We start from the raw sequence: 12,557 nt of genomic DNA on the forward strand, positions 1-12,557 counted from the left end.
GGTCACAGGCTGCGCAGCGCGCCGGAGCGCCGCACGGCGAGGAGGTACAGCACGATGACGGCGACGGGCACGGTGCCGAGCGCGGCCGCCAGCGGCAGGTTCAGGGTGACGTTGGAGTAGACGAGGTTGCCGATCAGCTGGGTCTTGCCGCCGACGATCTGCACCGTGATGTAGTCGCCGAGGCTCAGGGAGAAGGTGAAGACGGACCCGGCGGCCACCGCCGGCCACACCAGGGGCAGCACCACCGAGACGAAGGTCCGCCACGTCCTCGCCCCGAGGTCCGCCGAGGCGTTCAGGAGGTTGTCGGGGAGCTGGGCGAGCGCGGTGTGGATCGGCAGCACCATGTACGGCAGCCAGAGGTACGTGAGGACGAGCACCGTCGCCGTGAGCCCGTACCCCGGTCCGCTCAGGCCGAGCGGCCGCAGTGCCCAGTCGAGCGGTCCGCCCTCGGAGAGGATGAGCCGCCACGCGTACACCTTCACGAGGTAGCCGGCCCACAGCGGCATGAGCAGCGCCACCACGAACAGGGGGCGGCGGCGCGGGTGGGCGACGCGCGCGGTGTAGAAGGCGAGCGGGAAGGCGATGACGGCGCAGAGCGCGGTCACGGCCAGGGCGACGCCGATGGTGCGCAGGGCGACCGTGCGGTAGACGGGGGAGCCGACGAGTTCCTCGAAGTTCTGCGAGGTCCAGATCCGGACGACCTCGGAGGTGAAGGCGTCGGTCGACCAGAAGGCGGAGAGGAACAGGGCCGCGAGGGAGCCGAGGTAGGCGAGGACCAGCCACAGCAGCGGGGCGGTGAGCAGGGCGGCGAGGCGCAGCCGGGGCCGCCGGTGCAGGGCCCCGGCGAACCGCCGGACGGCGCTTCGTCCGGGGCCGGCGGTTCGCGTCGCGGACTCGGGGGAGAGCCCGGGGGAGAGTGCGGTCATGGCGCCGGGGTCAGCCCTTGATCTCGGTCCAGGCCTGGACCCACTTGGCGTACGGCACGCAGCGGGTGTCCGTCCGGCCGTCCAGGCACTGCTCGATGGGCGTGGTCCAGAAGTGGACCTGCTTCCAGTACGCCTCGTCGCTCGCGTGGAAGACGGCGCAGTGGTTCTTGTCGGCGGTCTCGGCGCACGACTTCGCGTTGGCCGGGGCCTCGCCGAAGTACTCGGCGACCTGCGCGTTGGTCTTCGGCGAGACGATCCAGTCGAGCCACTTGTAGGCGCAGGTGGGGTGCTCGGCCTTGGCCGAGACCATCCAGGTGTCGGACCAGCCGGTGGAGCCCTCCTTCGGCAGGACCGCGTCGACCTTCGCGCCCTCGGACTCGGCGAGGTTGGCGATGACCTGCCAGCTGGTGCCGACGACCGAGTCGCCGCTCTTGAAGGCGGAGATCTCCTTGAGGTAGTCGCTCCAGTACTCGCCGATGTGCGCGTTCTGCTCCTTGAGCAGGGCCACGGCGGCGTCGAACTGCTTCTGGTCGAGGGCGTACGGGTTCTTGATGCCGAGCTCGGGCTTGGTCGCCTTGAGGTACAGGGCGGCGTCCGCGAGGTAGATGGGGGAGTCGTACGCGGTGACCTTGCCGCTGTGCGCCGAGGCCTTGTCGAAGACGGCGGACCAGGAGTCGGGGGCCGGCTTCACCTTCTGCGTGTCGTACATGAGGAGGTTGGCGCCGCGGCCGTGCGGGATGCCGTAGGCGACGCCCTTGACGGAGTTCCAGTCCTTGTTCTTGAGCCCGGCGAAGACGTCGGCGTAGTTCGGCACGAGCGCGGTGTTCACGGGCGCGGCGTCGCCGGAGGCGATCAGGCGCAGGGAGGCGTCGCCGGAGGCGGAGACGGCGTCGTACGCGCCGGTCTTCATCAGCGAGACCATCTCGTCGGAGGTGGCGGCGGTCTTGGCGTTGACCTGGCAGCCGGTCTGCTTCTCGAAGGCGCTGACCCAGTCGACCTTCGGGTCGTTGGAGCCGTCCTCGACATAACCGGCCCAGGCGATCAGGTTGACCTCGCCCTCGGCTTTGCCGAGGGCCGTCGGCGCCTTCAGGGCGGGCGGGTTGAGGCCGCCGGACTTCCCGGACCCCGCCGGGTCGGCCGATCCGCAGGCGGTGACGAGGAGCAGCCCGGAGAGGGCGGCTGCGGTCAGGAGGGAGCGGTGCGGTCGCACGTGGTTCTCCGTTGCGTGAGGGGGACGGTGCCTGACGAGACGTAGGGGGACTCACGGGGTTTCCGGGACGCTCACCGCGTGGCTCGGGTGCCACTGGAGGCCGATCCGGGCGCCCCGGAAGGCGGCGAGGTCGGCGGAGGAGGTCTCCAGGTTCTGCTGGAGGGCGGTGAGCCGGCCGCCGCCGTCGAGGTCGACCAGGAACCGGGTGGAGTCGCCGAGGTAGACGACCTCCGCGACCGTGCCGGCGGCGGTGGCGTGCCCGGGGTCGCCGGGCGCCTTGTGGTCGGCGAGGATCCGGATCTTCTCCGGCCGGATGCTGTACGTGCCCGGCGCGCCGACCACCCGCCGGGCGGTCTCCCCGGTCAGCAGGTTGGAGGTGCCGACGAAGCCGGCGACGAAGGGGGTCGCGGGGCGCTCGTAGATCTCGGCTGGGGCGGCGACCTGTTCGATCCGACCCTGGTGGAAGACGGCGATCCGGTCGCTCATCGTGAGCGCCTCCTCCTGGTCGTGCGTGACGAACACGAAGGTGATGCCGACCTCTCGCTGGATCTCCTTGAGCTCGACCTGCATCCGCTCGCGGAGCTTGAGGTCGAGCGCGCCGAGGGGCTCGTCGAGCAGCAGCACGCGGGGGCGGCCGACGAGCGCGCGGGCCAGGGCTACCCGCTGGCGCTGGCCGCCGGAGAGCTCGGCGGGCCGGCGCTTCCCGAGACCGTCGAGGCCGACCTGGGTGAGGGCGGCCCGGGCGCGCACGAGGCGCTCGGCGCGGGGCACGCCGCGGACCTTGAGCCCGTACGCGACGTTCTGTTCGACCGTCATGTGCGGGAAGAGCGCGTAGTCCTGGAAGACGGTGTGCACGTCCCGCTCGAAGGGGGCGAGCCGGGTGACGTCACGGCCGGCCAGTTCGACGGTGCCGGCGCTCGGCGCCTCGAAGCCGGCGATCATCCGCAGCACGGTCGTCTTCCCGGAACCGGAGGGACCGAGCATCGAGAAGAACTCGCCGTCCGCGATCTCCAGGTCCACCCCGGCCACGGCCTCGGTCCGGCCGTAGGTCTTGCGCAGTCCCGTCAGCCGGATCGCCATTCCCTCCATGGGCGGGAACCTTTCTGGTGCGGTGGAGCGTTGCTCGGGCGTGAGCGTAAAGATATGAAGTCATAGTTCAAATCTCAAGACCCCTTTAAGGTAAAGCCTGAGTCAACGCTCGACGCGAGGTGGTTAACCGTGAGACCGAACGGCAGGCCGGACGACGGAGGCGGCGCGGCCCGGACCGGCGCCGCCCGCAGAGCCGTCTTCACCCCCGTCGACACCCGGGCCCGGGTCGACACCGTCGCCCGCCGCATCGGCGACGCCATCGAACTCGGACTCCTCGCCGACGGCGAGCAGCTGCCCGGCGAGACCGAACTCGCCGGACAGCTCGGCGTCTCCACCGTCACCCTGCGCGAAGCCCTCATGGCCCTGCGCCAGCAGGGCCTCGTCACCACCCGCCGGGGCCGCGGCGGCGGCAGCTTCGTCACCCTCCCCGACACCCCGCCGCAGGAACGGTTGCGCGCCCGCCTCGCCGACTGGTCCACCGAGGAACTCCGCGACCTCGGCGACCACTGGGCCGCCGTCTCCGGCGCCGCAGCCCTGCTCGCCGCCCGCCGCACCCAGCCCGGGGACCTGCGCCCCCTCGCCCGTACCGTCGAGGAACTCGCCGCCGCCGACGACCCGGCGACCCGCAGCAGGCTCTACGGCCGCTTCCACGTCGAACTCGCCGCCGCAGCCCAGTCCGCCCGCCTCACCCGCGAGGAGATCGCCCTCCAGACGGACCTCGGCGCGCTCCTCTGCCTCGTCCTCGACGACCCCGTCCATCTCGGCAATGTGTCGGATCGTCACCGCGCCGTGATCTCCGCCGTGCAGGATGAGGCCGACGAGCGGGCCAGAACGCTCGCCGAGACGTGCGTACGGGAGTCAGTGGGGCGGCTGATCGCGCTGCGCCTCGGCACCCCCGGCCGCGCAACCGAGCCTCGTCCCGAGGAGGACACGCATGGGCAGGAGCACCGGGCCCGCGAGCCCCGCGGGGGCCGTCACTGACACCGCACGCGCGGGCGTGACGACGGCGCACCGGGCCCCGGACCCGTTCGACGAGGCCGCCGACGAGGTGGTCGGCCGCGTCCGGGACACCCTCGAAGAGGTCTTCGCCGCCGTCGCCGAGACCGGCACCGACACGGCCGTCCTGCTCGCCCGGGTGGCCGGTCCCGGCCGCGAGCCCGTCGCCGCCGACCTGGCGGCCCTGCGCCCCGGCCTGCGTTCCCGGCTCGCGGACCATCCGCTGGTCTCGGGCGTGGGCTTCGTCGCCGCTCCCGGACTCCTCACCGACGTACCGGGCTGGCTGGAGTGGTGGCAGCGCGGCCCCGACGGAGCCGTCCGCCCGCTCCTCCTCGACCTCGACCCGGAGCACTCCGCCTACTCCGACTACACGCACTGGGACTGGTACACCCTGCCCCGCGAGACCGGGCACCGGGCCGCCGCCGGACCGTACGTGGACTACCTGTGCTCCGACGAGTACAGCCTCACGCTCTCCGCGCCGGTCGAACTCGGCGGCCGCTTCGTGGGCGTGGCCGCCGCCGACGTCTACCTGCGGCACTTCGAGGCGGCCGTGCTCCCCGTGCTCCAGCGGCTGCCCGCACCGGCCCGGCTCGTCAACGCGCGGGGCCGGGTCGCCGCCTCCACCGACCCCGGCCACCTGGCCGGGTCCCTCACCAAGGGCCCCGACTTCGCCGCCGTCCTCGCCGGGCCGCCGGCCGAACACCGCGTCGACGGCCTGCGCCTGCGTCCCTGCGGAGGCACGCCCCTCGTCCTGGTCACGACGGACGCCTGAGCCCCGGGGCGGTCACAGACTCCGCAGAAGCCCGTCGAGCGGCTCCGGCACCCGGCCCGTGTCGAGGGCCTCCACGAGGAGGGTGCCGTAGCGGATCTTGCGGCCCTTCTTCGTGCCGAGGAAGCGCCGCAGCTGCTGCTCCCGGGGCCGGCCGTGCTGGGCGGGCTGGCTCAGGAAGGTCTGCCAGGGGCGCAGATCCCCTTCCTCACGGATGATCTCCTCGACCTTCGCCGGGCCCAGCGCGCGGATGAGCTCGTCCTCCAGGTCCGCCACACAGACGAAGAAGTCCTCCTGCGGCGCTCCGGCCCGCGCGAGGCCGCGCTCGTAGAAGCCCCGCTCACGCTCGTCGCACAGACCTGTCAGACGCAGGTCGAGGCCGGGCGGTCCGAGCAGTTCGGCGTAGCGGGCGATGCTCATCGCCCCGCCCATGGACACCACGCACACGCCCTCCGCGGCGAGGTCCCGGCCGCGCCGCGCCGCCAGCGTCTCGACGGCCGCGAAGTCGCTCGGTCCTTCCAGGAGCACCGCCGTCCGCAGCCCCAGGGTCACGGCCAGCTCCCTCGCCGTGTCTCCGCCGGACGCGCCGGCCGCCCAGCGGCCCACCTCGTCCTGGAACGCCCTCGTGTCCGCCCACGTCCTGTCCGCCCGCGCCCTCGTGTCCGCCATGGGGCGAGTCTGCCCGTCCCCGGGCCGACAGGGCAGCGAATATTCGACCGGGGCCCGGCTCTCAGTCGTTCACGGCCGTGAGCAGCACCACCGCGTCCTCGAGCGCCGTCAGCCCGTGCCGCTCCTTGGGGATCATCCGCAGCGTGCCGGAACGCAGCTCCTCGGTCCACCCGGCCGCCGTCAGGTTCACCCGGCCCCGGAGCACCTGGAGGCTCGCGGCGGGCGGCGCGTTGTGCTCGTCGAGCGACGTGCCCGAGGTCAGGGCGATGACGGTCTGCCGCAGCACCCCGTCGTGCATCACCAGGTGGGCGCTGCGCCCGTGCGCGGCCGTGCGGGCCGCGGTCAGGTGCTCGTCGGCGAGTGCGGTGAGGTCCAGCATCATGACTCTCCCTGCGGGATGCGCGGGCGGATACCCCCAGCCTCCCGTGTGACGTCCCGGACGCAACTCGGGGCCGCCGGTCGCGCGCGGACCACCACGAGCCCGCCGACGGCGACGCACGCCCCCGCGGCGAGGAGCGCGGCGGTCCAGCCGTGCGACGCGTACAGCCAGGTCCCGGCGAGCGAGCCGAGAGCCCCGCCGCCGAACGTGGCCAGCATGAAGACCGTGTTCACCCGGGCGGCCACCGCCCGGCCGATCCCGAAGATCCGCGCCTGGCTTGCCACCTGGCAGGAGCTGACCCCCACCACCAGCAGGTTCGCCCCGGCCACCAGGGCCACGGGGGAGTACGGGGCGAGTCCGGCCGCCGAGAGGCCGAGCCCCGCACAGACCAGCCCTCCGGCGTTCACCGCCGAGGCCCCGTACCGGTCGGCCAGTGACCCGGCCGCCGCCGAGAGCAGCGCCGCCGGCAGGGTCAGCACCCCGAAGAGCCCCGCGGCCCCCGGCCCGTACCCGAGCGGCGGGGCCGCCAGGTGGAAGGCGAGCACGGACCAGAAGACGCTGAACGCGGCGAAGGCGCACGCCCCGAGCAGCGCCGAGATCCGCAGCTCCCGGTGGACCGCGAGGAGCCGGGGAAGCCCCGCCAGGAGCCGGGCGTACGAGGTGTCCGCCCGCGATCCCAGCCGTTCGGGCAGCCGGCGGGGAAGGACGAGGAGCAGCGCCGCCGTCGCCACCGCCGCCACCGCGTAGGCGACGCGCCAGCTGCCGCTCGCGTCGGTCACCGCGCCCGAGACCGTACGGGACAGGGTCGAGCCCAGCGTCAGGCCGAGGCCCACCAGGCCCACGACCCGGCCCCGCCGTCCGGGCCCGGCGAGCACCGCCGCCACGGGGGTGAGGATCTGCGGAAGCACGGTCGTGGTGGAGAGCGCGAGGGTCGCGACCGTCAGGGTGACCACGTCGGGCGCCGCCGCCGCGACGAGCAGAGCGGCGCCGGTCAGGGCGAGCAGCACCGAGGTGAGGCGGCGCAGCCTCGCGGAGTCGGCGAGCGGCACGAGCAGCAGGATGCCGAGCGCGTACCCGATCTGGGCGGCCGAGGCGACGAGCCCCGCCGTCCGCTCCGACACGTCGAGGCCGCGCGCCACGGCGGCGAGCAGCGGCTGCGGGAAGTAGATGTTGGCGACGGTGACCGCCCCCGCCACGGCGAGGAGCAGGACGTTCACGGGCCGGGCGGAGGTGGCGGGAGCGAGGGGGCGCGGGACCACGGAGGGCCTTCCGTACGGGGGAGGAGGATGCCTCCAGGCTCCCGGCGGCCACCGCAGCCGATCAAGCTGTCATCATGAAACCGGCGTTGAGTCACACTCAACGATCCGTAGACGTGAAGGGCGGGGCCGGTGCTCGAACGGTACGAACTGGAAGCGTTCCTGACGCTCGCCGAGGAACTCCACTTCGGGCGCACCGCCGAGCGCCTCGGCGTCTCCACCGGCCGGATCAGCCAGACCGTCAAGAAGCTGGAGCGCCGCGTCGGCACCCCGCTCTTCGCCCGCACCAGCCGCAGCGTCCGCCTCACCCCCGTCGGCCACGCCCTGTACGAGGACCTGCTGCCCGCGTACCGGCAGATGAGGGCCGCCCTCGAACGCGCCACCGCCGCGGGGCGCGGAGTCAACGGGAGGCTGCGCGTCGGCTTCGGCACCCCCTGGGGCGGCGAACTGCTCACGGCCGCCGCCGACGCGCTGCTCGCCTCGTACCCCGACTGCGAGATCACCGTCCGTGAGGTACCCCTGGACGGCGGCGTCCGCCCCCTCCAGGACGGCACGCTCGACGTCCAGTGCGCCGCCTTCCCGGTCCACGAGCCGGACCTCACCACCGGCCCCGTCGTCGTCACCGACGAACGGGTCCTGCTCCTGCCCGCCGGACACCCGCTGGCCCGCCGCGATTCCCTCGGCCCGGAGGACCTCGCGGGCCTCGACCTCATCGCACCCGGCGGAGCCGTACCCCGTTACTGGACCGACCACCACTACCCGCGCAGGACCCCGTCCGGCGCCCCCGTCGGCCGGGGGCCGACCGCCGCCACCTGGCAGGAGGTCCTCTCCCACGTGATCGCCGGCCGGGGCGCCTCCCCGGGGGCGGCCCGGGGCGCCCGGTACCACCCCCGCCCCGGCATCGCCTACGTTCCGCTCCACGGCGTCCCGCCCCTCGAATACGGCCTCGTGTGGCTCACCGCCGCAGACTCCGCCCTGCTCAGGGCCTTCGTGGCGACGGTCGAAGGTCTCGCTGCCGAACGACCAGGTCACCCGTCAGATGGTCGTACGCCACGTGCGCGTGGAGGCGGACGCCGGTGACCAGGGTGTCGTCGTCCGCGTAGAAATGCGGGTTGTGGTTGGTGACGAGGCCGCGCCCGCCCTCCACCGGGACCGGCCGTCCCGAGGCGTCCAGGGCGGCGTCCTGCACGCCGAGCATCACGTACAGGCCGCCGAACCGGCCGATGAACTCGGAGACGTCGTCGTAGCCGAGCGTGGCGCCCGTCTCCACCACGCGTTCCCCGCCGGCCACCCGGCGGAAGGTCGGCAGCGCCGCCTCCACCCACGGCCCGCTGTTGTGCACGGGCGGCACGGACTGCAGGTACTCCACCGTGGCCGTCGCGCCGTACGCCGCCGCCGAGTGCTCGGCCAGCGTCGTCAGACGACCCTGGACCTCGGCCATGTCGGACTCCACGGCGCAGCGGACCGTCCCCCACAGGGTCACCGTCTGGCCGATGATGTTGAAGCGGCCCACGTCCTCGACGTGCCCGATCGTCACCGTGACCGGGTCGAAGGCCGAGACCTGCCGGTACAGCTGGCCGATCCCGGTGAGCACCGCGCCGGCCGCGGGCATCGGGTCGACGCCCTCCCAGGGCGTGGAACCGTGCACCTGCTTTCCGGTGACGACGATACGGACCAGGGTGGACGCGCCGTACTGGTTGCCGACCCTGTACCCCACGTACCCCTTCGGATACGGCGTCACGTGCATCCCGAAGGCCATCGTCGGCACCGGGCCGGCGAACGCGCCCGCCTCGACCATGGCCCGCGCCCCGCCCTCCTCCGCCACCGGCGGGCCCTCCTCGGCGGGCTGGAAGACGAAGAGGACCGTGCCGGGAAGCCGCTCGCGGACACCCGCGAGGACCGTCGCCGCACCCATCAGCATCGCCGTGTGGCAGTCGTGCCCGCAGGCGTGCGACACGGGGAAGGGGCCGCCCGGGTAGTCGGCGTCCACCGTCCCGGAGGCGAAGTCCGTCCCGCACAGGTCCTTCACCGGCAGCGCGTCCATGTCGGCCCGCAGCGCCACGACCCGCCCGCCGTCCGGCGCCGACCCGCGCAGGACGCCCACGACGCCGTGCCCGGCGATGCCCGTACGGATCTCGTCGAGGCCGAGGGAGCGCAGGTGGTCCGCCACCAGGCGGGCCGTGTTCACCTCCCGGTTGGACAGCTCCGGATGCCGGTGCAGATGGCGCCGCCAGGCCACCACCTGCTCGGCCGTCTTCGCCGCGCGCCCGTCCAGTTCGCCGTGGATCGCCTCGCTGCCCATCGGGGACTCCCTCTCGTGGCGGCCTGCGCCGCGGCCCGGGAACCGTGCCCCACCAGACTGCCACCCGGGACCGTCCCGGTCAGCCGGTCGGGCCCACCGGGGCACTGCTGCGCCCCTGCTCCCTGCCGCTGAGCTCGGCGTCGAGCGTCGCCTGGGCCACCCGCATGGTCTCGGCGTACGCGGGGTCATCGAGCCGCCGCCACATCTCCTCCTCGGCGACCTCCTCGACGAGGCAGGTCACCCACCAGATGTTGCCGAAGGGGTCCCGGACCCGCCCACCGCGCTGTCCGAAGGCGTCGTTGGCGAGCGGGGTGACGACATGGGCCCCGGCAGCGGTGGCCCTGGCGAACGCCTCGTCCGCGTCGGCGACGAACACGCGCAGCAGGCTCGGCAGGACGGGCCAGTCCGCGCGCCGGTCGAAGGCAAGCACGACCGTGTCACCGACCCGGATCTCACCGTGACCGATCGCTCCGTCCTCGGTGGACACCCGGGCGAGCTCCTCACCCCCGAACGCCCGGGTGACGAAGTCGAGGAAGGCCCCCGTGTCGTCGGTGACGACCCAAGGCGCCACGGTCGTGTAGCCCTTCGGAGCGGTGCTGTCGTGCTCGGACATCTTCCTGATCCCTTCACCGATGTGCTCTCGTCGCCGTACGGGAGTCACGTTAGGTCCGAAGTAGGTCAGGTCCTGTCCGAGATGACGGTCAGGCCGGCGTGCTCACCGCGTCCGGGCCGCTCCGCGCGATGATGGCCGCCGTGTCCACGCCCGTCGGCAGCGTCCCGAAGGCGAGGCCCCGGTCCCCGTCCAGGCGCGAGGCGCAGAACGCGTCCGCGATCGCCGGGTGGCCGTGCCGCACGAGCAGCGAACCCTGGAGGACCAGGGCGAGGCGCTCGACGAGCCGCCGCGCCCCGTACGCCACGGCCTCCGGGTCGCCGAGCCCCGCGAGGTCCTTGCGGAGGCCCGCGACCGCCGAGTCGAGCCGCCGGTCGGCGCCCGCGCCCCGGTCGACCTCCGCGAAGTACGCCTCCACCGCCTCCGGCTGACGGGCCATCGCCCGCAGCACGTCGAGGGCGGCGACGTTCCCGGAGCCCTCCCAGATCGACGGCAGCGGCGACTCCCGGTAGAGCCTCGGCAGGCCCGAGTCCTCGACGTAGCCGTTGCCGCCGAGGCATTCGAGCGCCTCGGCGGCGTGCGCGGGCGCCCGCTTGCACACCCAGTACTTGGTGACCGCGAGCCCGAGCCGGCGCAGCTGCTCCTCCTCGGCGTCACCGCGCGCCGCCCGGTCCACCGCACCGGCGAGCCGCAGCGACGCGACCGTCGCGGCCTCCGCCTCCACCGCCAGGTCCGCGAGCACGTTCCGCATCAGCGGCTGGTCCACGAGCCGTGCCCCGAACGCCTCGCGGTGCGTGGCGTGGTGCACGGCCTGCACGAGCCCGAGCCGCATGCCGGAGGCCGAGCTGATGGCGCAGTCGAGCCGCGTCATGTTGACCATCCGGATGATGGTCGCCACCCCGCGCCCCTCCTCGCCGACCAGCGTGCCGAGGGCTCCCTCGTACTCGATCTCGGAGGAGGCGTTCGACCGGTTGCCCAGCTTGTCCTTGAGGCGCTGGAACCGGACCGCGTTGCGGGTGCCGTCGGGCAGCACCCGGGGCACCAGGAAGCAGGACAGGCCGCCGGGAGCCTGCGCGAGGGTGAGGAAGACGTCCGACATCGGCGCCGAGGTGAACCACTTGTGGCCGGTCAGCGCGTACTGCCCGGGCTCGCCCGACGGCACCGCCCGGGTCGTGTTCGCCCGGACGTCCGAGCCGCCCTGCTTCTCGGTCATCGACATCCCGGCGATGATCCCGCGCTTCTCCGTCGGCACCCGCAGCCCGAAGTCGTACGAGGAGGAGGTCAGCAGCGGCTCGTACACCCCGGCGAGCTCCGGCTGGACGCGCAGCGCGGGCACCGCCGCGTACGTCATGGAGACGGGACACAGGTGCCCGGCGTCGGCCTGCCCCCACACGAACACCTTGGCCGCGCGCGCCACGTGCGCGCCCGGCCGCTCGTCGCGCCAGGGAGCACCGTGCAGCCCGTGCCGGACGGCCGTGTCCATCAGCTCGTGCCAGTACGGATGGAACTCGACCTCGTCGATCCGGTGCCCGTACCGGTCGTGGGTGTGCAGGACGGGGGAGTGGCGCTCGGCGAGCCGCCCCCACTCCTGGGCCTCCTCGCCTCCCGCCTTCGCGCCGAGCTCGCGGACCTCGGCCTCGGCCCAGCCCGCGCCCTCGCGGCGCAGCGCCTCCAGGAGCGCGGGGTCGGCGGAGACGTCGTAACCGGTCAGCGGCGGTACCTGGTTGGTGACCTCATGCGTGGGCGGCATCGGGAACTCCCAGAGCTCTCAGGGTGAACGTGACGAGTGCGGGTACGGTCTCGGGCCCCACGGACCCCTCCGCCAGCGGCCCGACGAGCGCCTCCGCGCCCGCCCCGACCAGCGCCGAGGCCGTCAGGACCGCGTCCTGCGGCGGCAGCTCGCCCGAGCGCACGCCCTCCTCGACGCGCGCGGCGAACACGTCCCGGAACGCGCGCCGGAACACGAGCCGCTCCGCGTCCACGGCCGGGTCGACCGGTTCGGCGAGCAGCGCGTAGGCCAGGCGCGGCGACTTCAGGGCCCGCTGGGCGAAGGTCTCGATCACGGCGACCACCCGCTCGGCCGCCGATCCGTGCCCGGGATGCCCGGCCGCCTCGGAGACGGCCGCGACCTCCCGGCTCACCACCGTCCGGAACAGCTCGACGGAGAGTTCGGCCTTGCTCGGGAAGTGGCGGTACACGCTGCCCGTGGCGATTCCGGCGCGCGCGGCGACGGCGGCCATCGTGCAGCCCGCGTACCCCTGCTCGGCGAGCAGTCCGAGGGCCGCGTCGACGACCGAGCCGCGCTGGGCGTCGAGCCGGGCCTGGACGGCGGGGGTGCGTCGGTAGGGCAT

The 12,557-nt window shown here is 73.7% G+C and carries 13 protein-coding genes; 3 read left to right on the forward strand and 10 right to left on the reverse strand.

Annotated elements, in window-relative coordinates; translation table 11 throughout:
* Positions 1-2 precede the first annotated feature (2 nt).
* Genes ACFYX3_RS29585 through ACFYX3_RS29595 form a run of 3 tightly spaced genes read right to left on the reverse strand, consistent with a single transcriptional unit; the run spans position 3 to position 3,225 of the window.
* Positions 3-926 carry an ABC transporter permease gene (locus ACFYX3_RS29585; protein ID WP_382653893.1) on the reverse strand — a complete coding sequence of 308 codons (924 nt, stop codon included), beginning with the start codon at positions 924-926 and terminating at the stop codon, positions 3-5.
* 10 nt (positions 927-936) lie between these two features.
* Complete coding sequence (locus ACFYX3_RS29590) at positions 937-2,136, reverse strand: ABC transporter substrate-binding protein (RefSeq protein WP_389019577.1); 1,200 nt, start codon at positions 2,134-2,136, stop codon at positions 937-939.
* A gap of 51 nt (positions 2,137-2,187) precedes the next feature.
* A complete protein-coding gene (locus tag ACFYX3_RS29595; RefSeq protein ID WP_376590610.1) occupies positions 2,188-3,225 on the reverse strand; it encodes an ABC transporter ATP-binding protein in 1,038 nt (345 codons plus the stop codon).
* Positions 3,226-3,354: 129 nt separating this feature from the next.
* On the opposite strand from ACFYX3_RS29595, the gene ACFYX3_RS29600 reads away from it, so the two are divergent.
* On the forward strand, positions 3,355-4,206 hold the full coding sequence (locus ACFYX3_RS29600) for a FadR/GntR family transcriptional regulator (RefSeq protein WP_382653899.1): 852 nt from the start codon (positions 3,355-3,357) through the stop codon (positions 4,204-4,206).
* Positions 4,160-4,993 carry a cache domain-containing protein gene (locus tag ACFYX3_RS29605; protein WP_389019581.1) on the forward strand — a complete coding sequence of 278 codons (834 nt, stop codon included), beginning with the start codon at positions 4,160-4,162 and terminating at the stop codon, positions 4,991-4,993. Before ACFYX3_RS29600 ends, ACFYX3_RS29605 begins: the two co-directional genes overlap by 47 nt.
* Positions 4,994-5,005: 12 nt before the next feature.
* Here the strand turns inward: ACFYX3_RS29605 and ACFYX3_RS29610 are convergent, their stop codons facing one another.
* From ACFYX3_RS29610 to ACFYX3_RS29620, 3 genes are all read right to left on the reverse strand, one after another.
* Positions 5,006-5,659 carry a TOPRIM nucleotidyl transferase/hydrolase domain-containing protein gene (locus ACFYX3_RS29610; protein ID WP_389019584.1) on the reverse strand — a complete coding sequence of 218 codons (654 nt, stop codon included), beginning with the start codon at positions 5,657-5,659 and terminating at the stop codon, positions 5,006-5,008.
* 61 nt (positions 5,660-5,720) lie between these two features.
* Positions 5,721-6,038 (reverse strand): cupin, encoded by a 318-nt coding sequence (locus ACFYX3_RS29615; RefSeq protein WP_389019777.1) that lies wholly within the window; start codon positions 6,036-6,038, stop codon positions 5,721-5,723.
* The gene (locus ACFYX3_RS29620; RefSeq protein WP_389019589.1) at positions 6,038-7,297 is read right to left on the reverse strand and encodes an MFS transporter; all 1,260 of its coding nucleotides are present in this window, start codon (positions 7,295-7,297) and stop codon (positions 6,038-6,040) included. Before ACFYX3_RS29620 ends, ACFYX3_RS29615 begins: the two co-directional genes overlap by 1 nt.
* Before the next feature lie 129 nt (positions 7,298-7,426).
* Here ACFYX3_RS29620 and ACFYX3_RS29625 point away from each other — a divergent pair, with 129 nt between their 5' ends.
* The gene (locus ACFYX3_RS29625) at positions 7,427-8,374 is read left to right on the forward strand and encodes a LysR family transcriptional regulator (protein ID WP_389019593.1); all 948 of its coding nucleotides are present in this window, start codon (positions 7,427-7,429) and stop codon (positions 8,372-8,374) included.
* Here ACFYX3_RS29625 and ACFYX3_RS29630 read toward each other — a convergent pair.
* From ACFYX3_RS29630 to ACFYX3_RS29645, 4 genes are all read right to left on the reverse strand, one after another.
* Positions 8,274-9,596: a M20 family metallopeptidase gene (locus ACFYX3_RS29630; protein ID WP_389019596.1), complete on the reverse strand. Its 1,323-nt coding sequence runs from the start codon at positions 9,594-9,596 to the stop codon at positions 8,274-8,276. The genes ACFYX3_RS29625 and ACFYX3_RS29630 overlap by 101 nt on opposite strands.
* A 79-nt stretch (positions 9,597-9,675) precedes the next feature.
* Positions 9,676-10,209, reverse strand: a complete 534-nt coding sequence (locus ACFYX3_RS29635; protein WP_389019599.1) for a VOC family protein — start codon at positions 10,207-10,209, stop codon at positions 9,676-9,678.
* Positions 10,210-10,297: 88 nt separating this feature from the next.
* A complete protein-coding gene (locus tag ACFYX3_RS29640; protein WP_389019601.1) occupies positions 10,298-11,956 on the reverse strand; it encodes an acyl-CoA dehydrogenase family protein in 1,659 nt (552 codons plus the stop codon).
* Positions 11,940-12,557 carry a TetR/AcrR family transcriptional regulator gene (locus ACFYX3_RS29645; RefSeq protein WP_116164319.1) on the reverse strand — a complete coding sequence of 206 codons (618 nt, stop codon included), beginning with the start codon at positions 12,555-12,557 and terminating at the stop codon, positions 11,940-11,942. Before ACFYX3_RS29645 ends, ACFYX3_RS29640 begins: the two co-directional genes overlap by 17 nt.

This window comes from Streptomyces sp. NPDC002463 (assembly GCF_042889835.1).
Taxonomy (GTDB): domain Bacteria; phylum Actinomycetota; class Actinomycetes; order Streptomycetales; family Streptomycetaceae; genus Streptomyces; species Streptomyces nymphaeiformis.